This is a genomic window from Actinoplanes sp. NBC_00393 (genome assembly GCF_036053395.1).
Classification (GTDB): Bacteria; Actinomycetota; Actinomycetes; order Mycobacteriales; family Micromonosporaceae; genus Actinoplanes.
The window spans coordinates 2,599,228-2,624,470 of sequence record NZ_CP107942.1 but is presented as its reverse complement, the minus strand read 5'-3'; the positions used below and the strand labels follow the sequence as shown (position 1 = coordinate 2,624,470).

General features: G+C 70.0%; 19 protein-coding genes. 13 read left to right on the top strand and 6 right to left on the bottom strand.

The annotated features are described in order from the left end of the window. The first annotated feature begins 16 nt into the window (after positions 1 to 16). The 9 genes from OHA21_RS12125 to OHA21_RS12085 are packed head-to-tail and all read left to right on the top strand — an operon-like array spanning position 17 to position 12,408. Positions 17 to 2,545: a TIR domain-containing protein gene (locus tag OHA21_RS12125; protein ID WP_328473299.1), complete on the top strand. Its 2,529-nt coding sequence runs from the start codon at positions 17 to 19 to the stop codon at positions 2,543 to 2,545. Next, positions 2,542 to 5,004 carry a hypothetical protein gene (locus OHA21_RS12120; RefSeq protein WP_328473297.1) on the top strand — a complete coding sequence of 821 codons (2,463 nt, stop codon included), beginning with the start codon at positions 2,542 to 2,544 and terminating at the stop codon, positions 5,002 to 5,004. The genes OHA21_RS12125 and OHA21_RS12120 overlap by 4 nt, the downstream gene beginning before the upstream one ends. Next, entirely contained in the window at positions 5,004 to 5,477 is a 474-nt protein-coding gene (locus OHA21_RS12115; RefSeq protein ID WP_328473295.1) for a J domain-containing protein, read from the top strand. The genes OHA21_RS12120 and OHA21_RS12115 overlap by 1 nt, the downstream gene beginning before the upstream one ends. Beyond that, positions 5,470 to 5,979 carry a nucleotide exchange factor GrpE gene (gene grpE / locus OHA21_RS12110; protein ID WP_328473293.1) on the top strand — a complete coding sequence of 170 codons (510 nt, stop codon included), beginning with the start codon at positions 5,470 to 5,472 and terminating at the stop codon, positions 5,977 to 5,979. The genes OHA21_RS12115 and grpE overlap by 8 nt, the downstream gene beginning before the upstream one ends. Next, on the top strand, positions 5,961 to 7,826 hold the full coding sequence (locus OHA21_RS12105; protein ID WP_328473291.1) for an Hsp70 family protein: 1,866 nt from the start codon (positions 5,961 to 5,963) through the stop codon (positions 7,824 to 7,826). Before grpE ends, OHA21_RS12105 begins: the two co-directional genes overlap by 19 nt. Then, positions 7,823 to 9,193, top strand: a complete 1,371-nt coding sequence (locus tag OHA21_RS12100; protein ID WP_328473289.1) for a hypothetical protein — start codon at positions 7,823 to 7,825, stop codon at positions 9,191 to 9,193. Before OHA21_RS12105 ends, OHA21_RS12100 begins: the two co-directional genes overlap by 4 nt. Next, positions 9,166 to 11,001 (top strand): hypothetical protein, encoded by a 1,836-nt coding sequence (locus OHA21_RS12095; RefSeq protein WP_328473287.1) that lies wholly within the window; start codon positions 9,166 to 9,168, stop codon positions 10,999 to 11,001. Before OHA21_RS12100 ends, OHA21_RS12095 begins: the two co-directional genes overlap by 28 nt. Beyond that, positions 10,991 to 11,209 carry a hypothetical protein gene (locus OHA21_RS12090; protein ID WP_328473285.1) on the top strand — a complete coding sequence of 73 codons (219 nt, stop codon included), beginning with the start codon at positions 10,991 to 10,993 and terminating at the stop codon, positions 11,207 to 11,209. The genes OHA21_RS12095 and OHA21_RS12090 overlap by 11 nt, the downstream gene beginning before the upstream one ends. Continuing rightward, on the top strand, positions 11,206 to 12,408 hold the full coding sequence (locus OHA21_RS12085; RefSeq protein ID WP_328473283.1) for a tetratricopeptide repeat protein: 1,203 nt from the start codon (positions 11,206 to 11,208) through the stop codon (positions 12,406 to 12,408). Before OHA21_RS12090 ends, OHA21_RS12085 begins: the two co-directional genes overlap by 4 nt. A 65-nt stretch (positions 12,409 to 12,473) precedes the next feature. Here OHA21_RS12085 and OHA21_RS12080 read toward each other — a convergent pair whose 3' ends face one another. Continuing rightward, entirely contained in the window at positions 12,474 to 14,051 is a 1,578-nt protein-coding gene (locus tag OHA21_RS12080; protein WP_328473281.1) for a hypothetical protein, read from the bottom strand. A 180-nt stretch (positions 14,052 to 14,231) separates the two neighbouring features. On the opposite strand from OHA21_RS12080, the gene OHA21_RS12075 reads away from it, so the two are divergent. From OHA21_RS12075 to OHA21_RS12065, 3 genes are all read left to right on the top strand, one after another. Next, positions 14,232 to 15,881, top strand: coding sequence for a carbohydrate-binding protein (locus tag OHA21_RS12075; protein WP_328473279.1), 1,650 nt, complete (start codon positions 14,232 to 14,234; stop codon positions 15,879 to 15,881). Between the two features lie 21 nt (positions 15,882 to 15,902). Beyond that, positions 15,903 to 17,579 carry a carbohydrate-binding protein gene (locus tag OHA21_RS12070; protein WP_328473277.1) on the top strand — a complete coding sequence of 559 codons (1,677 nt, stop codon included), beginning with the start codon at positions 15,903 to 15,905 and terminating at the stop codon, positions 17,577 to 17,579. 504 nt (positions 17,580 to 18,083) lie between these two features. Further along, on the top strand, positions 18,084 to 18,650 hold the full coding sequence (locus tag OHA21_RS12065) for a suppressor of fused domain protein (protein ID WP_328473275.1): 567 nt from the start codon (positions 18,084 to 18,086) through the stop codon (positions 18,648 to 18,650). 24 nt (positions 18,651 to 18,674) lie between these two features. On the opposite strand, the gene OHA21_RS12060 is transcribed toward OHA21_RS12065, so the two are convergent. From OHA21_RS12060 to OHA21_RS12040, 5 genes are read right to left on the bottom strand one after another with little or no spacing between them, the layout of a single operon-like run. Continuing rightward, on the bottom strand, positions 18,675 to 19,454 hold the full coding sequence (locus OHA21_RS12060) for a hypothetical protein (RefSeq protein ID WP_328473273.1): 780 nt from the start codon (positions 19,452 to 19,454) through the stop codon (positions 18,675 to 18,677). A gap of 17 nt (positions 19,455 to 19,471) precedes the next feature. Further along, positions 19,472 to 21,031, bottom strand: coding sequence for a glycoside hydrolase family 43 protein (locus tag OHA21_RS12055; RefSeq protein ID WP_328473271.1), 1,560 nt, complete (start codon positions 21,029 to 21,031; stop codon positions 19,472 to 19,474). Positions 21,032 to 21,039: 8 nt separating this feature from the next. Next, positions 21,040 to 21,924 carry a carbohydrate ABC transporter permease gene (locus OHA21_RS12050; protein WP_328473269.1) on the bottom strand — a complete coding sequence of 295 codons (885 nt, stop codon included), beginning with the start codon at positions 21,922 to 21,924 and terminating at the stop codon, positions 21,040 to 21,042. Continuing rightward, entirely contained in the window at positions 21,924 to 22,796 is an 873-nt protein-coding gene (locus OHA21_RS12045) for a carbohydrate ABC transporter permease (protein ID WP_328473267.1), read from the bottom strand. The genes OHA21_RS12050 and OHA21_RS12045 overlap by 1 nt, the downstream gene beginning before the upstream one ends. Continuing rightward, positions 22,793 to 24,091: an extracellular solute-binding protein gene (locus OHA21_RS12040; RefSeq protein WP_328473265.1), complete on the bottom strand. Its 1,299-nt coding sequence runs from the start codon at positions 24,089 to 24,091 to the stop codon at positions 22,793 to 22,795. The genes OHA21_RS12045 and OHA21_RS12040 overlap by 4 nt, the downstream gene beginning before the upstream one ends. 111 nt (positions 24,092 to 24,202) lie before the next feature. Here OHA21_RS12040 and OHA21_RS12035 point away from each other — a divergent pair, with 111 nt between their 5' ends. Beyond that, positions 24,203 to 25,219, top strand: a complete 1,017-nt coding sequence (locus tag OHA21_RS12035; RefSeq protein ID WP_328473263.1) for a LacI family DNA-binding transcriptional regulator — start codon at positions 24,203 to 24,205, stop codon at positions 25,217 to 25,219. Positions 25,220 to 25,243: the final 24 nt, after the last annotated feature.

Here is a 25,243-nt window from a genome sequence, read left to right as displayed (position 1 = left end):
GACCGAGGGGGTCAGCGTGCCGAACGAGTCGAGCCGCCAGCTCGCGCACCCGCTGCATCCGGGACGGCGCTACCACCTGTTCATCAGCTATGCGAGCGTGAACCGGGCCATCGTCGAGCCCTTCGTCCGGCAACTGGAGGCGGACGGCTTCGCGGTCTACTTCGACCAGAACGACGTCGTCGAGTTCCGTCCTCTCCCGCTCCAGCTCGCCGACGCCATGGACGCTTCGTCACATGTCCTTCTGTGCCTGACGCCGGCGTACCTCAAGGGGCCGTGGGCCGCGTACGAGGCACAGAACTCCTTCGCCGCCGATCCGAGCGGAGAAGGCGGCCGGATCGTCCCGGTCTGGCTGGAGCGCGCAGGCGCCGAGATTCCCAGCTACCTGCGACACCTGCCGTATTACGACCTTAGCGAGCACGATCCGTACGGGGCGCGATACAAGCAGCTCACCGCTGCGCTGGGCCGAGCGCTCGAGCAGCCGCACCGGACACCCGAGCCCGAGCAGGTTCGGGACCGCTGGCAGCAGAGCTTCCTGCAAGCCGAGGACCCTGGCCTGACCCTGTTCCTGGCCCGCCGCTCGGCACAGGAGCTCGCCGCCCTGATCTACCGTAGGACGATCGGCGAGCCCGCCGCCGGAGCGACGCTGGACGTCATGTCGGACGCGTTGTTGCTCTCCGGACGGCTCCCCGGCGAGGCCTCCGGGCCGCTGGGTACGCTGCGCGCGTTGTTCGGCCCGGACGCCCTGCGCGAGGAGGCGAGCCGAACCCCGGAGAAGAGGCAGGAGGCCGCCGTGACGGCCACCCGCGCTCTTGAGGCGCTCGGCCAGTGGGTGTTCCCGGAGCACTCGCGCCGGCGCCGGCAGGCACAGATGCGGCACCTGTTGCCGGAGATGCCCGACGGCTCGCGAGCCCTGCCGGACACTCCGTACCGCCTGCACGGTGAACCGTTGTGGCACAGCAGCACCGGCCCGGTGTACGCGGGCCGCGACACCCGCACCGCTGAAGAGGTAATGGTGGTGCTAAGTCTCGCCTCTGACGAGCCCGCCTCCACCGATCTCGAACGGGTGCGCCGGCTGGACGCGCTGAACGTTCTGGCGCCGTACGACACCGGGACAATCAGGACCGGGGTTGACACCGCGGGGTCGTACCTGATCCTTGTCAGGGTGACCGGCGAGACCGCGCAGTCGCTGGTCGAGCGGATCGGTCCGGTGTCCCCGCGAGCCGCGTACGAGGTGGGCGCAGCGGTCGCCGGAGCGCTGGTCGGCTTGCACGAGGAGAGCCCGCCGCTTGTCCACGGGGCGGTCACCCCCGCCGAGGTGCTGCTCGGCGCCGACGGATCGGTGCGGCTGGTCACCATGCGCGCCGACTCGGCCGGCACGACCGCGGCAGACCTGACTGGTCTGCGCGCCACCGTCGCGTACCTGATGACCGGATCCGCCACCACCGCCCCGCCGCATGGGGAGGTGCTCGATCGGCTGGCGACGGCGGAGCGCGCCCGCGACGCCCTGCGCGTGCTGCGGGACGCCATCGACGCGACATCGGGGGGCGGGCTCCGCACAGCCGTCCGGCACACCGGCCTGTCGGCGACGGGACCCGGCGACATCGTGCTCGCCGACGTGACCCCGATCGCCGCACGAGCGGCATGGCCGCGGGACGGGAACACGATCGTCCTGTTGCCGGAACGCACCAGGCGCCTACGGACAATGCGCGGCGACGACGTGCTGTGGGAGGACGACGAGCGCAGTGACCCGCGCCGGGTCGAGACAGCTCGCGACGGCCGGCTGGCGCTGGGCGGCTGGGACGGCTCGATCCGATACTTCACAACGCAGCCGCAGCCCGTCGCCGCGCTGCGGATCGACGGCACAGTAGGTGACCTGCGCTGCGTCACCGGCGCGCTGATCGCCGGAACCTGGAAGCGGACGCTGTCGCGGATCGCGGACGACGGCGAGCGGCGTGACCTGCTGCCCGTCCTCGGCGGGGTGCACCGGATCGCCGTCACCCCGCGGGGTGACCGGTTCGCCGTGGCCGACCTCGCCGGCCGCATCGACTTCTTCTCGGCGGGCGGCGCACGGCAGGGCGCACGCCGGCCGGGCGACGGCGCCCTCGCCGACATCGCCTATGCCGGCGCCCGCCTCGTCATGGTGAACGGCAGCGAGGTGGCAGGTCTGCGCGTCGACGGTTCGCGTACCGACGCGGTCGCCCTGCCCGGCGCGTACGCATTGCTCGCCCGCGGAGAACCCGGAAGGTGCCTACTGCTGGTGCGCCCGACGGCGAACGGGGCACCACCGGAGACCAGCGTGTTGGAGGTGGACGAATTCGATCGCCACCTGCCGTTCGTGAACCTGCCCGCCGGCGACCGTCTGGTGTCCTGCGACGCGGCCGGCCGGCGGATGGTCACCGTACGCGCCTCCGGCTGCGCGTACTGGCGTGACGGGACGCAGGTATGGTTCTGGCCGGATGCGGTCGCGGCCGCCGTGTCGGCGGACGGCACACGCATCGCCGTCTGCGGGCCGCGGCGCGTCGAGCTGTACGAGGACCGCGCATGAGACGTGGGCCGGCCGAGGTGCAAGATCGGCTCGCGTCCCTCGAACAGGCCGACCGCACGCCGCAGGTCCGCATCGCCCTCGCCGAGGCCGAGTTCCGGCTCGCGGTCGACCCGGACACCGCACCTGATGAGGCCGTCGACCGGCTGCGCCGTTCCACAGTCTACGATCCGTTCTCCGCCAAGGCGTACCTGCATCTCGGAAGGTTGCTGCACCGCGCCGGGCGGCGCTGGGCCGCGTTGCGCGCATATCAGCAGGCGCACCTGCTGTCACCCGAGAGCCGGCGGATACCGACGCTGGCCGGCTTGGTTCTGCTCGACCTCGACCGTCGCGCGCGCGACATCGGAGTCGCCTTGCTGGTGGCGGCGGCCACTGATGACCGGACGGCGGTGAGCGCGGTGATGGCCGACCTGCAGGCCTGGCTGGACTCCGGCGCTGATGACGCGAGCCGGCCGGGCGGCCGGCCGCTCCGGCCCCGCGCCGTGCCCGGTGCACCACCGGCGGTCTGGCGTGGTCTGCTGCTCGAGCAGGTCGCCCGCAAGACGCCTGCGGACTCATGGGTACGCGAATACTTCCGTACGGGTCCCTGCCTCGGCGAGGACGACGCCGCCACCGCAGAGGTCTGCACCGGCGCCGTGCTGTTACTGACCGTGGGTGTCGGTTCGGCGGCGGTACGCGCCGCCCTTCCCACTCTGGCTGACCCCGCGACAGCCGCGCATCCGGCGGTCCGGATGCTGACCGCCGCGCTGGAGTTGGTCGATGCTGGGGACGATGCCTTCGCGCAGCAGGCGGCTCGCCTGACAGCGAGTCGGGTCGTACCCGCGGAGGTGGTGTGCGTGCTGCAGTTTGCTCGCTGCGACCCGGAACGCGTGGACGCGATCACCGCCGTCCGTGCTCTGGACGGCTATCCGCCTGCGGTGCAGCAGCTCGACTGCTTCCGGCAATTGCGTACAGCCGTCCTCGACCAGCACGCCCGGCAGGCCTGGAAGCTGGGCCGGTTCGAGGACGCCGGGGTTCTGTGGCGAGCCACGGTGCCGGCCGACCCCTATCAACCGGAGGTGGCGGTCAACCTGGCCCTTCTCGCCGCACAGACCCGATCGCCCGGCTACCGGGCAGCGTGGGAACGGGCCATCGAGCTCCCGTACCTGCACAGCGCGGCCAGCGGCGATCCCGGACTTCTGGCCGAGGTACGGCTCACCATGCATCGTGCGATAGCCGAGCAGAGCCGCCCCTCGCCCGACGAGGAGTTGTTGAGCTGGGTGGACGACAGTGACGCGGTCGAGGTGTGGTTGCGGCACTGGGACCTGTACTACGTCAACACCCGGCTGCGTTTCCGGTCACCGATTCACCTGCTGGGAGCAGCGCCGGAGGCCGGACCGGACGAACTCACCGAGGCGCGCGACGTGCTGCTGCGCCACCTCGACGCATCGGTGGGAGTTCAGGACTGGGCGGGCGCCGCTGTGTTCCGTGACCTAGCCCGCGCCCGGGTGCACCAGGTGTGGCGGCAGGCGAGCGAGAGTCCCCGCACCGACCCGTACCGCGACAGCGAGCAAGAGCCGGCCGACGAACTCCTCCGGGAGGCCCTGCAGCGGGTGCTGATGCTGCACGAACTGTCGATCGTGCTGCGCCCGGGGCGCACGGCACGGCATCGGCGGTTGCTGTGCTCGATCGCCCGCAGCGAATTCCTGCTACCGCTGTCGCCGCTGCACCGCTCCTGCGTAGCGGGCAAGATCTTCAGCGGCACAGTCCACCTGAGTGCGATCCTCGACCGCTCCATCGCGGAGTTCGGAAACCTCTGGGACGACAATGCGGCGCCCGAGCGGGCTGCCTTGGCACGGATGACGGCCGACCTCGACGTGGTGCGGCGTGCGGTTCCCGGGTCGACCGGCGTGTGGGTCGCGTACGGGCGGCTGCTCGGCTGGAACGGGCGCCGCGACGAGGCGTACGCCGGAGCAGCCGCTGCCCTCGCCGCAGCACGCGAGGAGGGCACCGCGCAGTGGCGGGAACGGACGGAGGAGCTTCTGCTGGACCTGGTCGACGACCTCGTCGGGCACGAGGCCACACCGGACCCGAGCAGGTTCCCGCTCAGCGTCGTCCCGGTGGCACACCAGGCCCGGACCCTGGCCTCGACCGGAGATCCCGCTCGCACAGCCGAGGCGGTGAGGCTGCTCGCTGACCGGCTCCGGACGACGCCCAGCCATCGGCAGCGCAACCGGCTGCGGCACGCCCTGCGCACCCTGCCGTCGGCCGACGACGCAGTCCGGCGCCTCGCCGGGGTTCTGCACCGCCGCGCCATGGCGGCCTTCGGTGACGGACACGACGGTGCTCGCGCCGCGCGAACGGCGGCGAGCGAACTCGAGCACGCCCAGGACCTGCTCAGAGCCCGCAACCTCAGCCGGGACCGGCGCCTCGAAACCGACCTCGCCCGGCTCAAACGGCTCGCGGCGGAAGGAGACCGCTGATGTTCCGCGTCGAACTGGACACCGACTCGCTCTATGCCGTGCTCGGGATCTCGCCCGACGCCACCCAGGAGCAGATCAACCGGGCTCGCGACACGGGCGTGCACGAGCTGCGGCTGCGGCAGCGCAACGAGCCGGTGAACCGCGATGAATTGATCCGGCTGCAGAAGATCCTCAACGCGGCCGGGGAGGAACTGGCCCGGCCCGCCCGCCGCCGCGAGTACGACGCCGCCAACCCGCATCTGAGGCTGTTCTCGGTACGCACTGCCGCCGCACCGATGTTCCGCGACCCTGTGGACCAGATCGTGGCGCTGCGCCGGGCCATCACCCGGCACCTCGACGAGGCCGGCGCCCCTCCGCCTGCGGCCTCCGACCTGGAACGCCGGGACTTCACCGCCGACATGACCTGGCACCCGCTGCTGGACGACGACGAACGGCCAGGCCGATACCGAACGGACGGAACCCCGCATGGATGACGACGAGATCGACCGGCGCCTGGACGACTTCGGACGACGTATCGATCAGGTCGACGCGAACGTGGGCGCCCTGCGCCACGATTTGCAGGACGCGCTCGCCTTCGCGGCGGTACGGGACCTGTGCCTGGAGCTGATCGATCCGCTCGACGCGGTGGACCGTCTGCTCGCCGCACCCGGATCGGGCGATCCGGAACTGGTTAACCGGCACGTCCGCAGTGTGGCGGCGACGCTGCGCGGAGTCCTGCGGCGAATGGGTGCGGAAGTCGAGCCGATCCGGGTCGGCGTGGATCTCTACGACGCGGACCAGCACCGGTGCGTCGCAGTCGTCGAGCCCACCGAGTCGCCGTTCCCGGCCGCGCCGCCGCACACCGTCGTCCGCATTCTCGAGGACGGCTACCTGCTGCGCCGGCGCAGACTCCGGCCTGCCCTGGTCGAGATCCAGGGCGATCGGCACACCCCCACCAGCACGCGAGGAGGAGCACCGTGGACTTCCACCGGGTAATCGGCATCGACCTCGGCACGACGTACTCGGCAGTCAGCGTCTGGGACGGACGGGAGACGACGATCATCCCGAACCGCCAGGGCTACGCCACCGTGCCCTCCGTCGTCGGCGTCGACCGCAGCGACCAGGTCATCGTCGGCATGCCGGCGCAGAACAGCATGGTGCTCAACCCGCAGAACACCGTCATCGAGGTCAAGCGACTGATGGGCACGTTCGAACGGCAGCCCACCGGCACGGAGGATCCCGGTGTGCCGCAACGCATCCGGTTCCGCGGGCAGGAGTACCTGCCGCAGGAGATCTCCGCGTTCATCCTGATGGAGCTCAAGCGCCAGGCCGAGGAACACGTCGGCGAGGCGATCCACGACGCCGTGATCACCGTGCCGGCGTACTTCCGAGAACCCCAGCGCCGGGCGACCGAGGAGGCCGCCCGGATGGCCCGGCTCAACGTGCGCATGCTGGTCAACGAGCCGACCGCGGCGGCCGTGTGCTTCGGCGCGGACAAGGCGGAAGGCGACCGTACGGTCACCTATGTCGTATACGACCTGGGCGGTGGCACGTTCGACGTCTCAGTCATCCAGGTGCACGGCAGGAACGTCAGCGTGGTCGGCACCGGCGGTGACTCGCATCTGGGCGGCGGGGACTTCGACGACCGGATCGTCACCTACGCGCTTGAGCAGATCCGTCAAGAGTTCGGGGTCGACCTGTCCGGTGACCCGAAGGTCCGCCGCCGGATCAAGCGCGAGGCCGAGTTGCGCAAACGCGAGCTGTCCAGCGCCTCCATGACGACGCTCGACCTGCCGTATCTCACCGCGGAGGTCAGTGCCAACATCCCACTCAGCCGGGTGACCTTCGAATCGCTGATCGCCGACCTGCTGGAGCGGTCACTGACGTGCTTGGACGAGGCGATCGAGTCGGCACGGCAGAGCAACGGGATCGAGCCGGAGATGATCGAGCAGGTGCTACTGGTCGGCGGTTCGACCCGGATCGCGTGCATCCGGCCCATGCTCGCCGAGCGGCTCGGTCTGGAGCTGCGTGACGTCCGGATCGATCTGAACCCGGACGAGGTGGTCGCCCGCGGCGCCGGGATGCTCGCCCGCGAATACGCCCCCGCCGACGCGTACCTGGGAGAGGATGTCGTGATCCGGCCGGCCGGCGGCGAATCCGCGATGGTCGAGCCGGACGCGATCGTGTTGCAGGACGTCACGAGCCATTCGCTCGGTGTCCGTACGCTGCACGACCGGTTCTCCATCATCCTGCCGAAGGACAGCCGCATCCCCGGCGAGGCCGCCCAGCATTACACCAACGCCGACGACAACGTCACCGAGCTGCCCATTCAGGTGTTCCAGGGCGAGCACGAGTCGGCGATCGACAACCAGTTCGTCGGATCGGTGCCGATCGCCTTCCCGGAGCCACGCCCGCGGGGTTATTGGGACCTCGAGGTGACCTTCGCCCTCGACATCGACGGCCTGCTGCACGTCAAGGTCCACTGCGTCAACAACGGCACCGTCCGCGAGGCCGACCTGCGGTGCAGCGTGCACACCAGCCGCGAAGGCATCGAGCAGAGCTCGGCCAAACTGCACGCCGAGATGGCCGGCATGCCGAAACCGCCGGCCGAGGAGCCGCCGGCGCCCACCATCCCGCCGCTGCCGGAGAAGACCCCACCCGAGTACGCGCTGATCGCGGGCCGGTCCCGCCAGGAACTCGACCGGTTGGCCGGCGAGTCCCGCGAGCGCCTGCTGGCCGCCTACACGGCTTTCGTGGACGCGGTGCACCAGGGGACCCCAGAGCGCATCGCCGAATGCGGCGACACCCTGTTCGAGACCTACACCGAGGCGCGCAGCCGGTGACCGGACACACCGCACGCGGGGTCCTGAGGTACGAGAACGACCGGATCGTTCGCGTCATCGATCCCCGGCTGTGCGACGAGGCTTTCCGGGCCGGGCTGGCGACGGTGCGCGAGCCCGGCCAGAAACGGATGCTCACCGTCGTCGGCGACGGACCCGGCCACGACGGCTACCGCATCGAGTACGCGGTGCCGCCCGGCTACCGGACCCTGGCTGCCGGCCTGGATGCCGCGGACCGCTGGCCCGACCGGTTACGGCTGCTGGTTCCGGTCTGCGAGAGCGTGGACCAGTGGCAGACGAGTCAGCTGCCGTCGCTCGGGCTTGATCCGTACGGCATCGTCCTGCTCTCCGACGGCGGCGCTGTCACCGCATGGCTGGCGCCATGCCCGCCGGTGCGTCTTGCCAGCCCGGCCGACCTGTTCGACGTGGACGAGCTCTCCCTGGCCATCCTGGCGCCGGAGATCGTCCGAGGACTCGCGCCGGCAGGCAGCGCCGAGGACATGTACGCGCTGGGTTCCATCGCCGCTCTCGCTCTAAGCTGCGCCGCGTTCCCGTGTGCCGGCCCGGCCGAGCGGGTGGAGGCGCAGGCACGCGGCGCGCTGGTCGGCTCCGACGTGGCGGCCTCGGCGGTAGACCGCGGATTGGGCAGCCTGAAACGCGTCGAGGCGCTGTTCGCGACGATGCGCCGCTACCGCGACAACGCGGCCGACGCTCGGCCGTCCACGGCTGCGGAGTTGCGCCGTGTACTGATAGCCGCGGCAGATCTCATCGCTCTCGCGCAACAGCTGCGCCAGGACGATCCCGCCGCGGCGCTGGCGATTCTCGCATGGGACATTGGACGTACCCGCGCGGAGCAGTTGGGCAGGCACCAGCTCGCCGCGGACATCTGCCGGCAGACCGGCGATCTGGAGGCGGCACTCGCCCATCTCGACCGGGCGGTGGCCGTCGAGCCGGCCCATGTCGACGTCCGGATCCGCCGGTGTGAGCTGCTCCGGCGGCTCTGGACCGAGCGGCCTGCCGAGCGTGACCGATTAGGTCCACGGCTGCTCGAGGAGGTCGCGTTCGTGCGGCCACACAGATCGCACGCCGCCGCCTCGTTGTGGATGTGGGAGGCCGCCGTCCACCAGCACAACAGAGAATTCGGCGCCGCTCTGCGCGCCCTGTACGAGGCCGGCGAACGCGACGCGAGCAATCCGGCGATCCTGCTGGAGTCGTGTCGCTGCTGGCGCGGCATCAGCCGGCCGGAGAGCGATGCCAACTGCGCAGCCATCAAGGCTCTGGCACATCGCCGAATTCCCACGCTGGTGGACGCCGGGAACCTCTCCGCGGAGGAGGCGAGAAGGTGGCTGCACGACATCGACGACTGCTGAGCTTGTTCCTCGCCGCCGCGACCGTGATGATGTCCGCTGTCCCCGCCGCGGCGGCACCGGGCCCGTCCGGCGCACCGGCCACGCCATTGACGATCCATCTCGATCCAGGTGTCTCCCTGCCGCCCGGGCGCTATGACGTCGTGCTGCGCGGTGCAGGCCGCGAGTTCACTGCGACGGCGTCGGTCGCCCCGGCGGCCCCGGCACCGGCGGCGCCGAACGAGAACGACTCGGCCGGCGTCTCTGGATTCATCGTCGGCGCATTGCTCCTGCTGCTGGCCGGAGTGGCGGTGCCCCTGGTGAACCTCGGTTTGCGACAGCCCCGGCAGCGGGTCAGCGAGTACGAGAACCTCGTCCGGGAACTGGCCGGCGGTTCGTACCGGTCCGCGGTCACTGGGCTGACCCGCATCGAGGGACAGCTGCCCGAACGGTCGCGCGGCCGCGCCCGGTTCTTCATCGCCTACGGCCTCTACCGCATGGCCGATCTGGACGAGGCCGAGCACCGGCTGGCCGCGCTGCACCGCGAACAGCCGGACGACGCGCAGACCGCGTACCTTCTGGCCTACCTGCGCGTGAAACGCCGGGACTTCGACGGCGCCGCCACGATTCTCGGCGCGCTCGCCAGGGCCGGCCGGCTCGACGTCGCGCAGGCGAGGAAACTGTACGGCGTCGTACTGTTCCAGCAGGCGACCCAGGCGGTGTCGGACGGCCGGATCGAGGATGCCGCCAAACTGTTCGACGAGGTGGAACGGCTCGGCGACTTCCGCGGCCGAGTGCCGGCGGACCTCCGCAGCCGGCACACCGTCATCGGCGCCCGCGCGCTGCTGAACCGGGATCTGCCGGCGGCACGCGAGCAGTTCACCGAGCTCGACAAGGCGGCCGACAGCACCGAGCTGCGCATCTCGGCGAAGCTCGGGCTCGCCCTGACGACGTGGCTGGAGGATCAGCCCGGCGCGGCGAGGCAGGTGGTCATGCTGCTGACCGAGTGCCTGCGCCTGCAGAACCCGAAGGATCCGCTGCAGCATTCCTGGCCGCAGGCTCCCGGCGACGAGGTCGCCGCCCAGTTGGCGCAGGCCGCCGCGAGACGTGCCCTGCCCGAAGCCGAACGCGACCGCCTGCAGACCCTGCGCGACCTCCACCTGCTGCGCGCCCTGGCTCTGATGCGCATGTGGTCGGAGGAGACCTCCGATCCCGCCCGGGCGCAGAAGTTCATCGACGCCTGCGCGAGCCGATTCGCCTGCGCGGCCCAGATCGAGCCGTCGTTCGCCGATCCGTACCTCGTCGTCGGGCTGCTGCGCCACCACCTGGCCGGCTCGGACCCGGCCCGGCAGCAGGCGGTCACGGAGCTACGAGCCGCACACATGCTCGGCGTCCGCGAGCCTCAGGTGCTGCGGATCCTGCGGGACGCGGACCGGCAGAAGCGGTCCGGCGACGAGTACGCGGACCTGCTGGACCAGATCGCCACCACGGGCACCGCGGTCCGGGCGACCGCAGGGCAGGCACCGGGAGACCGGTACGGGCGGGTGCGCAACCGCGACGCAGTGGCCGACGCGGCAGCCACACCGGAGACGTCCCCGACCGTGGCCGAACTGCATGATCGTGCCGGCCTGCTGGCGGCACGAGTGGAAGGCCTCGCCGGTGCTCTCGGCACGGACTACGCGGCCGCCGCCGAGCTGTCTGCCCGGCTCGCCGCCGCGAACGCAGAACTGGAACGGCAAGCTAGGCAGGTCGCCGAATGCGAGGCCACCCTGCTCGCCACGATAGGCGGGCAGCTACTTCCCACAGACCAGGAGGTACGCCATGACCCGTGAGCCGGTGCCGGCGCTGCCCGAACCGGACTCGCTGCTGCGGGAGCTTCCCGAGCCGGCCCTGGAGATCGATGAGGACATGAGCGCAGACCTGCGCCGCATCGAGCTCCGGCGCGCCGTCCTGGACATCGCGGAGATCGGCCACGACCGGGAGGTCGAGTTGGTCCGGGCCGCGGTGGAGCAGATACGGCGGTCTGGGGAACGGTCATGACCTCGGGCCGCGGCCCGGGCCTGGCCGATCCCGGCGATCGGGACGACGACGAAGCGGGCCGCCGGAAGCCGGACGAGCACGAACCCTCGATCCTGGAGTTCGACGTCAGCGGCAGGTCTCGCTCCCCGGACGGTACGGATCCGGCGGCCAAAGCCGGCCGGCTGGTCCAGCGGGCGATCAGGATGTGCGAAAGCGGTGACTACCAGGGTGCCATCGGCCTGCTCGACATCGCCATCGGGCTGGACCCCACGGTGGCCGGCCCCTGGCTGTGGAAGGGTTTCTGCCTGATGAGCGCCGGCAACGCGCCGGCCGCGGTTGCCGCACTCGAGCGTGCCCGAAGCCGGGTACGCGGCGCTGAGGCGCTGGCGAAGGTGGAACGCGACCTGGCCACTCTGCAACGTCGGCTCACCGATCAGCCCATCGGCCAGGCACGCCTGCGGCTGCGCGCCGGCGAGGCCGATGCGGCGCTGAAGCTGCTCGACGCCTGTGCCCCGACGTTGTCCGGTGACGAGTCCTTCGAGGCCCGGCGCGTCTACGCCCGCGAGCGCACCCATCACCCGGAGCCGGGCGGACCGACCGAGCTCACACACGCGACGCTGCAGACCGTGCTGGCCTGGCTGTCCAGGGAGGAGATGACCCACGGCCGGAAGGCTCTCGAGTCGGGTGACTACACCGCGGCGGCGGCGCATCTCGGCCGAGCCCGGCAGCGCGATCCGCGCCACACCGAGGCCATCATCGAGGAGGCGAACGCGCTCCTGCACATCGCAGAGTCGATCATGCTGACCGCCTTGCCGGAATGGGAGAAGTGGCTGGCACAGATCCGGCGGACGGCCCGGTTCCTGCGCCGCGCCGACGAACTCGCGGAGCAGGCGGCCACCAACACGGCACTGGCCGATCAGGTGACAGCCGTGCGCCGCAGAATCGCCGCGAGCACGCGGACCAACGACGAGTGGAACGCGCGCGTAACCAAGGTCGTAAAGGTGCACAAGTGCGTCAGCGAGTTCAACCGGCTGGTCAACCATCTGAATCGCAACCGTGGGAATCCGACGGCCATCATGGCTGTCATCACGTCCTTTCCTCCGGTCGAGGTGAAGGCCCACCGGCTGCTCAACGCCTACGGACCGGACGATCCCGACGTCGGGCCCGCCCTCGCCGACCTCGTCAAGAAGGTCAAGAGCCTGCGGCGCAGCATCCGCTGAGTGGCACCCGGAGGACTATGCCGAGCTGGGACCGGGCAGTGCGTGGCACTGCCCGGCGCTCGTTCTCAACGTCGCTGGCCGGGGGTGACGTAGTCGATCCACACCACGTCGCCGCTGTTCAGGCGCAGCGTCACCGTCGCGTCGCGGGGCACCGCCACCGGTAGGGTGACGTCGGCCCAGGCGGTGGCCGCGCCGCGGTTGGGCAGGGTGAGGCTGTGCCGCTCGGCGCCGTTGACCAGCACGGTCAGCCGGACGTTGTCCGTCACGGTGGCGTAGCGCAGGCCGAGCGAGGCGCCCGCGGCGACGTGGTCGAACTCCAGCGACGCGCCGTTGGCGTAGATCAGCGCGGTCCGGTCGTTGGAGGCGGTCGGGTCGGCGATGGCGATGCCGGTGGTGCCGCCCTGCGGCAGGTCGGCGTACTCGCCCTCGGAGCGGCCCGGGCCGGAGAAGTCCGGCGCCTCGAACGGGCGGGCCCGGCGCGGGCCGTGCTCGTACATCGGCTTGGCGATCTCGGCCCGGAAGCGGGCCAGGATCAGCGGGTCGGCCTGGATGCGGCTGTCACCCCAGTAGCCGTTGGCGCAGGCGCCAGGCTGGCAGTTCCACATCGACTGCGCGTTCCAGTTGGTGTTGATGTAGGCGATGCCGCGGATGATGTCGCGGTTGCGGTCGACGAAGCGGAAGTACGGCGCGTACCAGGTGTCCCAGATCTGCTGCGCGGTGACCGGCACCGTGGGGCGCGGACCGCCGGTGACCGGGTCGACGAAGATGCACGCCGCCGTCTTGTTGCCGATGTCGAAGCCCTGCGGGGCGGACTCGGAGACGAAGACCGGCTTGCGGTGCTTGCGGGCGAAGTCGAGCAGCGACTGCTGGACCGCGAGCGGGGTGGCCACGGCGCTGTCGCATGACCACTGGTAGCGGTCGTACTGCTCGCCGTAGAAATGCGAGATGCCGGCCCAGTCGACGTACTCGTCACCGGGGTACCAGCGGTCCCAGTGTCCGGGCGCGGTTGCCGCGTACGGCTCCTTCTCGGCACGTGGCCAGGCCGCGCTCTGCCAGACGGTCGCGATCTTGCGGGCCCGGAGCTGGTCGATGCGGCGGGCGATGTAGCGGTACGCCTGCTTGTACAGCTGCGGGTCGTAGGCGTTCCAGGCGCCGTCGAACTCGTAGCCGATGCGCAGGAACACCTCCCGGCCGGTCCGGTCGAGGTAGGTGATGAATTCGTCGAGCCATTCGCGGTAGCGGGCCACAGTCGCGGCGTCCGCGGTCCCGGCGTACGCCTTCAGCGGGGTCTGCGCCGGGTCGGAGAGGTACAGGCCGACCGCCAGGCCGCCGCCGAACTCGTTGATGGTGGCGGGGAAGTCGTTCTCCCCGGAGCCGTAGTCGGTGGGCTGGAACATGCCGCTCATCGGGGAGCCGACCAGGTTCGTGTAGAGCGTGACACCGGCCGGGACCAGCGACGGTACGGCTTCCTTGAACTCGGCGAGGGTGCTGCTGTCCTGGCCCATGTAGAACAGGACTCGCCCGCCGGACGGCAGGTTGGGCGCGTGCAGGGTTCGGCCGGCCTCGGCCGGGGTGGGTACGGCGGCTGCCGCGACGATGGCAAGGACAACAGCCGCGGCGCGACTGAACGATCTTTTCAGCAAGAGGGGCTCCTCGGTGCCGGGAATGCGGCGACGGTAGGCCCGTAACACGACGGCAATCCAGATGTTTCGAAACTCCGCGCGGCCCGGAACGCCGTAACAGACCGGTGAGCGGGACCGCCGTGTGAACGGCGTGTTTCGAAAACACTTCGAAGTTCATCAACGGCTTCGTACCGTACCGGCATGTTTCCCAGATTCCTCGCCGGCCTGGCCGCCGCCGGTGTCCTGGCCGCGGCGCTGGTGGGCGGGCAACCGCCCGCCGGCGCCGCCACGTTCGCCCCCACGGACGGCCGGTTGATGTTCATGGGCCAGTCCACGGAAGCCGCCTGGGACGACTACACGTCGTTCGCCGCCGCGCCCAGCGGCGGATCCGTCTACTACGAGGTGAAGTCCGGCACCTGGGTCAACGCCGGCCACCGCGACTACGCCACCTTCCTGGCTCAGCAGGGCAAGGCGATCCAGATCGGGGTCTCCTGGAAGGACAATCCGCCCGGCTACACCGGCGGCAGCGAACAGACCAAGGCGGCCCGCTCCCGCGCGGTGACCGCCGAGATCGCCGCCGGGCAGCACGCCGCACAGTTCGACAACCTGATCGCGTTCGTCAACGCCCACCCCGGCGCCAAGTTCTTCCTGCGTCTGGACTACGAGGTGTCCAGCTTCTACCACTGCACGAGCGCGACCTGCGACTCGTACAAGCAGGCGTTCGCCAAGCTGCGGGCCCTGATCGACGGCCGTAAGCAGCAGAACAACGTCACCTATGTCTTCCACCCGGTCCGCGGCGAGTACGAGCAGATGTACCCGGGCGACGCGGTCACCGACTGGATCGGGGTGTCGATCTTCGCGCACGAGCTGTGCATGCCGATCTACGACAACGGCTACCTCTACAACGGCACGCCGCCGCAAAACTACGACACGTCGGCGCTGCAGTGCCGCAACGCGTACCTGGGCACCGACAGCTCGGGAAACGCCGCGGCCGTCTGGAAGAACTGGGACTATGACGGCAACGTCCTGAAGATGATGAAGTTCGCCCGGGACCACGGCAAACCGATGATCGTGTCGGAGTCCGGGATGATGAACTTCACCGACGACACCGACACCCGCGGCCTGGAGGCCGCACGCGGCGACACCTGGGTGCGGCGGCTGTTCGGGCTGATGAACTACACCGGGCCCATCCCCAACATGGCCGGAACCCACGACCTGAGCCAGGTGATCAAGGCCGCGGTCTACATCAACCTCGATTTCCGGTACGGCTGGGACGGCATCCCGGACGGCAGTTTCGACTTCCCGGTGGATTCCACCTGGTTCGCCGACGGACGGCTGTCGCAGTACGCCGCGGCCCGCGACTCGTTCTGCCAGGGCCTGGTCGATCGCCGGTTCGTCACCACCTGTGCCGGTGGCGGTCCCGGCCCGACCACAGCGCCGACCACGCCGCCGCCGGGCAGCCGGAACGCCTTCGCCACCATCGAGGCCGAGTCGCGTGACAGCCACAGCGGCACGACCGTCACCGCAGGCCGGCTCAGCTCCCTCAACAACGGCGACTGGGCCCGCTACGACGGGGTGAACTTCGCCGGGCGTACCCCGAACCAGGTTCTGTTCCGTTATTCCTCGGCCCGGCCCACCAACCAGGCCGTCACCCTCGAATTCCGCGCCGGCTCCGCGACCGGACCGGTGATCGCCGCGCCCGGCCTGCTCGGCACCGGCTCGGTGAACTCTTTCCGGGAAGCCGCCTTCAACGTCGGCGCCCTGCCGGCCGGCACGACCAGCATCACCGTCGTGACCCGCGCCAACGACAGCGCCGACGTCCTCGACCTCGACTGGTTCCGCTTCAACTGATCCCCACCCCTGGAGAAACCCGTGCTACGAAAAGTCCTCGCCGGCCTGGCCGCGCTGGCTGTCCCGCTGATCGCGGTGGCCGCCTCCCCCGCCGAAGCCGCCATCCCACCCGGGAAGATCACCTTCTTCGCCGGCCAGACCACGCCCGACCTGACCGCGTTCAAGCAGCAGGTCCTCGACCGGGACGCGTCGTTCCCGCGCCCCGGCGGCGTCACCCTCTACACCAACATCTCGCCGTACGCCTGCAACGGCCTGACCGTCACCTGCAACCTCAACGGCAACGTCTTCAACTACAACCAGACCCTCGCCGAGTACCCGGGCGCGGCCGTCGCCGTCGGCCTGTACCTGGCCGACAACCCGGGCTGCGCCAACCAGCCGCTGCGCGCGATCATCGGCCGCAACGACGCCGACATCGCCGGCACGGTCGGCCAGCAGTACCGGCAGAACCTGGACAACCTGCTCACCTACTTCAAGAACACCGGCCGGCCGGTCTACCTGCGGGTGGGCTACGAGTTCGACGGCCCGTGGAACTGCTACAACACCGATTTCTACAAGCAGGCGTTCCGGGTGGTGAAGCAGCGCATCACGAGCCTGGGCGCCACGAACATCAAGACGGTGTGGCAGTCCGCCAGCTACGCGAAGGACGGCCCGGCCGAGTACAAGTTCGACTTCTCGAACCCGTCACACCTCAACGACTGGTACCCCGGTGACGACGTGGTCGACTACGTCGGGCTGAGCACCTTCTACTGGGACGCCACCTACCGGCAGTACCAGTGGGCCTGCGACACGCCGACCAGTACGCCGACGGTGCTCTACGACCGGGTGCTGAACTTCGCCCGGGGGCACAACAAGCCGGCGATGATCTCCGAGTCGACGCCGCAGGCGTACCGGACGGCTCAGCTGGACGCCTCCTGCGTCAACCGCAACAACCGGGTCTCGCTGAACGGGGACTGGACGAAGGTCGGCAGCTGGTACGACCAGTTCTTCGCCTACATCAACCGCAACACCGACGTGCTGCGCGGCGTCTCCTACATCAACAGCGACTGGGAGGCGATCAGCCAGTTCAGCTGCCCGCCGGGCGCGTCGGCCGGGGCCCCGAACTGCACCGACGGCTACTGGGGCAACAGCCGGATCCAGGACAACGCCACCATTCTGGCGAACTTCAAGCGCGAGCTGCAGAACTCGATCTTCGTGAACGGTACGTTGTCCGGCCGCGGCGCCAACTGGGGCGGCGGAACCCCGACCAACCCGCCGACCACTCCCCCGACTACTACTCCGCCAACTACTACTCCGCCTCCTTCCGGGAACCGCAACGCCTACGCCACGATCGAGGCCGAGTCGCGTGACAGCCACAGCGGCACGACTGTCACCGCCGGGCGGCTCAGCTCGCTCAACAACGGTGACTGGGCCCGCTACGACGGGGTGAACTTCGCCGGGCGTACCCCGAACCAGGTTTTGTTCCGGTATTCCTCGGCCCGGCCCACCAACCAGGCCGTCACCCTCGAATTCCGTGCCGGCTCCGCCACCGGACCGGTGATCGCCGCCCCCGGCCTGCTCGGCACCGGCTCGGCGACCAATTACAAGGAGATCGCCTTCAACGTGAGCAACCTGCCGGCCGGCACGACCAGCATCACCGTCGTGGCCCGCGCCAACGACGCCGCCGACGTCCTCGACCTCGACTGGTTCCGCTTCCTCTGAGCCGCTCCTCCCGGGCCCGCCACCGCACTCGGTGGCGGGCCCGATCGTGTGTGCCGTTGAACCGGACCGGCGTAGCCGAAAGAGAGCCCGCCTCCGAACGGGTCAGGTTTCCGCCGCGAGCCGGCAGGCGGTGCGCGCCAGCAGCTCAGCAGTCAGAACCCGGCGGACGGATCGCCGGGATCGTCCGGGCATTGCACGAGACCCTGGAGGGCATAGCCAACGATCTCGCCCGGGCCCAGAGCCGGTTCCCGGGACGCTGACATGCCGGATCTCGACTTCGACCCGGAACCACGTACGGCAGTGCGGCACCAAGATCGGCGACCGGGACGTGAATTTGGGGGGCGCCCAACGGCAGCCGGGGAACAACGTCGGCCACCAGTCCGAATCACAGGCTCCCGGATACGGTCACGATGGTTCGATGTTGAACAACGGACCCCGGCCACCGCCGTAGCGAACGCACCGAGAGACAAACGCACCGAGAGACAACGGAAGGGGCCGACCGGCGTGAGCGCCACCGACAAGTACTCCGGCTTTCTCGATCACATCCAGTCCTACCTGGGTCCGGTGCGCGAGACCGAGGCGCCCACCGTCACCGGCGCCAACCGCGGGTACGCGCTGTTCTTCTGCCAGACCCCGGACGACGATCTGGTCTCCGTGGTCACGAACGGGCTGCGCTTCCAGTCGATAACCGCGGTGCTGCCGCAGGAGCTCGTCTGCACCGTGCATTCCGTGCAGCGCAAGGCGGCCCATCTGATCACCGCGCTCACCGCGGAGCTGGTGATGAAGGGCCGCCGCGGTCTGACGCTGGAGCAGGTGATTCCGTCGCCGGGCCCGCTGGTGCCGGACAGCGACATCGGCGGTGTCATCGCCGCCACCCATCCGTACGCCGACGGAGACTTCGGCACGCTGCGCGCCGCCGACGGCACCACCGAACTGCAGCTGATCACCCTGATCCCGGCGACCGTGGCGGAACTCGCCTTCGTCGAGCGGCACGGCACCGGCGCGCTGTTCGAGCGGTGGGAGACGCAGGAAACCGACCTGCTGGACGCCTTCCGCCGATCCGCGGTCTGACCGGTCGCGAAAGCGGCGACGCGGTCAGGTGGGCAGCGTCCGGCCCCGGTAGATCCGGTCGAGCAGGGTGAACAGCGGCCGGTCGTACGCCTGCAACGCCACCCGGTTGCTGATGTCGTTGTGCACGCCGTCGCCACCGGCCGGACCGCGGTGGTTGACCCCGAAGTACGACTGGATGCCCTCGGCGAAGTACTCGTCGATGTTGCTGCCCGCGTACGTGTTGGCCCAGCGGCCGGCCCGGCGGGCAGCGTTCCACGCGCTGGTCAGCTCCGGTGTGAAGCCCGGGTCGACATACCGCAGTGACATCAGGTGCAGGGTGTGCCCGAACTCGTGGACGAACACGTTCTCCCCGCCCTGGCCGTCCAGCACGTTGCTCTCGGTCGACACCGACAGCGGGAAGGAGTCGGTGGCGCCGAAGCCGCCCCAGTACCGGTCGTCCAGGCTTGTCCCGAACCGCTGCCGCACGTCCGGAACGGCGCTCATCCGCTCGCCGCGCGCGACGACCACCAGCCGCACGTTGCGCCGGTCCAGTTCCGGCACCGGCCAGTGCGGGTACGTCCAGAGCAGAGTGCCGAGCTGGTCGCGCATGCGCTGCAGGGTGGCGTCCTGGATGTGGTGCGGGCCGAACACCGGCAGTCCCCAGGCGTCGACGTACCGGCCGTACCAGCGGGTGTCCAGCCGGTACCGGCTGATCAGGTGGGCCGGGATGGGCCCGGCTGCCGCCGCGGAGGATGCGCCGGTGGCCGCCGCGACCACTCCCGCGGCCGCCGCGATGAGCAGCCCTCGCCGATTCAGAGTCATCATGGTCATCGCCTCTCGGATCAGGGATGGGGTTTGTACGTGGCGGCGGAGAACGACGCGGTGATCCCGCCGCCGGTCATGTCCTGCGCCCACAGGCCGAAGAACGCCCCGGTGAAGCCCCACGTCCGCGGCACCCCGCCGTCGCTCTCCTGGGCGTACTCGTCGGACAGGATGCTCGCGTCGAACGGACCCCATTCGACGTCGCCGTAGGAGGCGCGCAGCGCGCCGCCCTCGAGTTCGAGCCGCAGCCGCGCCGGGCCGTCCAGCGGGACCGCGGGCCCGTACAGCGTCACCCGGCCGCGGTCGCTGGCCAGCACGTCCACCATCGGGCCGTCCTGCTCGTCCCAGCCGATCCGCAGGAAGTACCAGTTGCGGCTGTTGTAGTAGGCGGTGATTCCGGCCATCTGCTGGTACTGCGAGGGCTCGAACTCCACGGTGGCCTCGAACGTGACCCGCTGGTGCTGCACCCGCCGTGCCACCAGGCTCTCGCCGGACAGCGCCGCGGCGGACCGGCCGCCGGTCAGCCGCAGCCGCCCGGAGCCGGTGCTGAGCCAGTCCGGCGACGGCGGCCGGCGCAGCGTGCTCCAGTGCGGGCCCAGGGCCGGGCTGGTGAAGTCGTCGGTCTCCGGCTCGTCGGGCCACGGGTGCGCCGGCAGGCCGGGGCCGGGCACCTGTTCGTGCGGCACTCCGCCGTCGATGCGGGGCCAGCCCTCGCCGGTCCAGGTGACGCGCTGGATGGCGGTCTCCCGGCCGAGGATGCAGCGGCCGCGCAGGCCGAGCGGCCGGCCGGTCAGGTGGGCGAGGAACCACTCGCCGTCCGGGGTGTCGACCAGGCTGCCGTGCCCGGCCTTCTGCAACGTCAGGTCGGGCCGGTGCACCGAGGTGAGCAGCGGGGTGTCCGGGTCGGTCCGGTACGGGCCGAGCAGTTCCCGGGAGCGGGCGACGGTGACCTGGTGGAACCATTCGGTGCCGCCCTCGGCGGTGACCAGGTAGTACCAGCCGTCCTTGCGGTACAGGTGCGGGCCCTCGGTCATGCCGGCCGCGGTGCCCGCGTACAGGTCGACCGGTTCGCCGACCAGCCGGCGCCGGGCCCGGTCGTACTCCTGGATGATGATGCCGTTGGCCCACGGCCGGCCGGGCCGCCAGTCGGTGCGGTTGGACAGCAGCCAGCTGCGGCCGTCGTCGTCGTGGAACATCGACGGGTCGAAGCCGCGGGCGTGCAGCGGCACCGGCTCGGACCACGGCCCCTCGATCGCCGGGGCGGTCACCAGATGGTTGGGCGTGTCCCAGAAGCCGCCGGCGTAGGACTTCACGTCGGTGTAGACCAGATAGAAGGTGCCGTCGGCGTACGACAGGCACGGCGCCCAGACCCCGCCCGAGTCGGGGTTGCCGGTCATGTCGAGCTGGTCGGTCAGCACGCCGCCGAGCGCTCGCCAATGCACCAGGTCCTTCGAGTGGTGCAGGCGCACGCCCGGGTACCACTCGAAGGTCGAGGTGGCGATGTAGTAGTCGTCGCCGACCCGCAGGATCGACGGATCCGGGTGGAATCCCGGCAGCACCGGGTTCTGGATGATCCCCACGGTCTTCCTTACTTGCCGAAGCCGGCGGCCAGGCCGCTGAGCAGATGGCGGCGGCCGAACAGGTAGAGGGCGAGCACCGGCAGCGCGGACAGCACGACCGCGGCCATCAGGCCGGGCACGTTGGTGCCGTACTGGCTCTGGAAGTTCCACAGTCCCAGCGGCAGGACGCGCTGATGCTCGCTCTGGGTGAGCACGAGCGGGAACAGGAAGCCGTTCCACGCGCTCAGGCCGACGAAGATGCCGACGCTGACCAGGCCGGGCCGGGCCAGCGGCAGCACCAGCTGCCGGAAGATCCGCCCGGTGGCGGCGCCGTCCATGGTCATCGCCTCGTACAGCTCGGCCGGGATGTCGCGCAGCGTGCTGGTGAGCACGACGATCGCGATCGGCAGTGAGAAGGCGGCGCTGGGCAGCACGATCGCGGCGAGGCTGTCGTACATCTGCAGCCGGGTGATGATCAGATAGATCGGCACGATCACGGCCTGGGCCGGTACGGCCAGGCCGAGCAGGAAGACATTGAAGGTCACCCTGAGCGTCCGGCTGGGGTTGCGCACGATCGCGTACGCCGCGGGCAGCGCGATCGCCAGCACCAGCGCGATCGTTCCGGCCGTCACGAGCAGGCTGTTGGTGAGGTACGTGGTGAACCCGAGTTCGAACAGCGAGGTGTAGTTCTCGATCGTCGGGTCGGCCGGCAGGTCGAGCGGCCCCTGCTCGATGTAGGCGTCCTGGGTGCGGAATCCGGTGATCACCACGAAGTAGATCGGCACGGCGACGACTGCCAGCCAGATCGCCGCGGCGATCCCGGCCGGGACGTTCCAGGTTCGCCGGCGCCGCCGGGCCGGTGGCGGTGCGGTCCGGCTGCGGGTGACCGGCCGGGTCGCGAGGTCGACGCTCATCAGGCTCCTTCCCGGTCGCTGGCCATCCGGTGGTAGCCGGTGGAGCGCACGACCACGATCGACAGGGCGGCGCCGGCGAGCACGAGCAGGACGGCCAGGGCGCTGGCGTAGCCCATGTCGAAGCCGACGAAGCCCTTGGCGTACATGTGCAATGGCAGCACCCGGGTGGCGGTGCCGGGACCGCCGTTGGTCATCAGCAGGATCATCTCGAAGTAGGTGAGCGATCCGACCAGCATCAGCACCGACGAGGCGATGATCGTGTTGCGCAGCTGCGGCAGCGTGATCGCGAAGAACTGCCGCACCCCCGTGGCGCCGTCGATCTGGGCCGCCTCGTAGAGCGACGCCGGGATCTGCCGGGTCGCGGATTGGTAGAGCAGGGTGTGGAACGGGACGAACTGCCAGGCGATGACGAGCGCGATGAGGTACAGGGCGCGTTCCGGATCGCCGAGGAAGTTGCCGTCGCCGATGCTCGCGGCGAGCCCGAAGTTCGGGTCGAGCAGCGACACGAAGGTCACCGCGATCGCGGCCGTGGACAGCAGCAGCGGCAGGAAGAACAGGGTGGACAGCACCGCCCGGTTGCGCTGCGGGCCGGCCGCCCAGACTCCGATGAGCAGGGCGAGCGGGGTCTGCACCAGCCATGACACCACGGTCAGGGTCAGCGTCGTGGTGATGCCGTTGACCAGTTCCGAGTCGGCGCTGAGCGCGGACCAGTTGGCCGTGCCGATCCAGCGGGGATCGCCGAGGCCGTTCCATTCGGTGAAGCTGAGGTAGACGACGGCGACGACCGGCAGGATCGCGAAGGCGAGGAAGAAGAGCACCGCGGGAGCGGCCCAGGTGATCCCGGGCCGCTCCCTGTGTGCTGCGGCGATCACTTCGCCGCGGCCATGTCGGCCGCGAAGTCGTTCGGGGTGATCTTGTTGAGGAACAGTTTCTGCAGGTTGGTGAGCATCTTCTCGCTGACCGACGGGCTCAGCGCCTGGTCCCAGGACTGGGTGAAGCTGGGCGCGTCGGCGACCAGGCCGTAGGTGAAGGTGGTGAATTCGGCGTTCGGCTTGGCCTTCAGGGTCTCTTCCACACCCTTGACCGCCGGGACCTGGCCGGCGTCGATCAGGCCATTGATGTACGCCTCCGAAGTCAGCGACTTGGCCAGGAAGTCCGCGGCCACCGCCTTGTTCTTCGAGGCGGCGTTGATCGAGTAGTAGTTGCTCGGGTTACCGACGACCGACTTCGGGTCACCGGCCCCACCCTCGTACGCCGGGAACGCGACGTAGCCGAGCTTGCCCTCGGAGATGAACTTCGGGTTGGCGTCCTTCTGCACCGAGTAGTCCCAGGTGCCCATCAGGTGCATGGCGGCCTTGCCGGTGGCGAACAGCTTCGACGCGCCCTGGTTGTCGTAGTTGACCGAGGCGAAGTTGGACCCGAAGGCGCCCCGCTTCACCAGGTTCTGGATCTCCTCGAGGCTCTTGATGACGGCCGGGTCCTGCCAGGCGCCGTCCTTGCCGGCGACGATGGCCTGGAACTTGTCCGCGCCGCCGATGCGGTCGAGCAGGTACTCCAGCCACATCAGCTCGGTCCAGCCCTGCGAGCCGGCCAGCGCGATTGGGGTGACGCCCTTGGCCTTGAACGTGTCGACGAGGCTGAGCAGCTCGGCGTACGTCTTCGGCGGCTGGACGCCGGCCTTGGCGAAGACGTCCTTGTTGATGAACAGCACGACCGGGAGCACGCCGATCATCGGCAGGCCGTACTGCTTGCCGTCGACCTTGCCGACGTCCATGACGCTGGGCAGGAACTTGGCGCCCAGGTCGGGGTTCTTGGCGATCAGGTCGTCGAGCGGCTCGACCTGGCCGGCCTCGACGAACTGGGACAGGTTGCCGCCGCCCCAGTTGAAGAAGACGTCGGGCGCCTGCGGCGAGCCCATCGACACCTGCAGCTTCTGCTTGTAGGCGTCGTTGACGTAGGTGGTCAGCTCGACGTTGTTGCCGGATGCGGTGTTGAAGTCCTTGATGCTCGCGGTGGCGATCGGGTTGACCGCCGCGTCCTCCAGGGCCCACACCTGGACCTTGGTGGGACCACCCGACTCGGTGCCGGGTCCGGAGCTGCCACACGCTGCCGTGGTGGCGGTCAGCGCCATGGCGGTGGCCACGGCGAGAAGGTTCCTGCGCTTCATCTACGAAAACTTTCGGTGAGTTTCGGGAGGGTGGGGTGGGGGTGTAACGTGCCGATCACATTGCACGGGAAGCGCAGGAGCAATACTTTTCGAAACACAGGAGAAACGTGGATGTCCGGCGGTAGACCCACTCTCACCGCGATCGCCCGCGAGGCGAACGTGGCCGTCTCCACGGTGTCCAAGGTGCTCAACGGGCACACCGACATCTCTCCGGCGACGCGGCGCACGATCGAGCGCCTGCTCACCGAACGCGGCTATCAACGTCCTCGCAGCGCCCGCCGCGCCGGCCGCCGTACCGATCTGATCGACCTGGTCATCAACGAGCTGGACAGCGTGTGGGGCCTGTCGATCCTCACCGGCGTCGAGGAGGTCGTCGAGGAGGCCGGGCTGAGCCTGGTCGTCTCCTCGGTGCACAACCGGCAGTCGCTCACCCGCCGCTGGCTGGAGTCGCTGCTGGCCCGCGGGTCGGAAGGCGCGATCCTGGTGCTGTCCGAGCTGACCGACCAGCAGCGCGCCGACCTCACCCGGCGCGACCTGCCGTTCGTGGTGGTGGACGGGGTCAGCCAGCCACCGCCGGAGATCGCCTCGATCGGCGCGACGAATTTCTCCGGCGGGTACGCGGCCACCGAGCATCTGATCCAGCTCGGGCACCGGCGCATCGGCGTGATCGGCGGTCCCGAGCAGCTGCAGTGCACCCGGGCCCGGATCGCCGGCTACCGCGCCGCGCTGGAGACCGCCGCGCTCCCCGGCGACCGCCAGTTGGTGCGCTACAGCAACTTCCAGCACGACGGCGGCCTGCACGCCGCCCAGGCGTTGCTCGCCCTGCCGGACCGGCCGACCGCCATCTTCGCCGGCAGCGACTCACAGGCCACCGGCGTCTACGAGGCGGTACGCCAGGCCGGCCTGACCATCCCCGGTGACGTCAGCGTCGTCGGCTTCGACGACCTCAACTTCGCCCAGTGGACCGCTCCCCCGCTCACCACTGTGCGCCAGCCGCTGCACGAGATGGGCGTGGCGGCGGCGCGCACCCTGCTGCGCCTGGTCAACGGCGAACGCCTGGAGTCGACCCGCATCGAGCTGGCCACCGAACTGATCGTCCGGGACAGCACGGCCCCGCCCGCCGGCTGATCGTGGACGGTGCGGGCCCCGGGA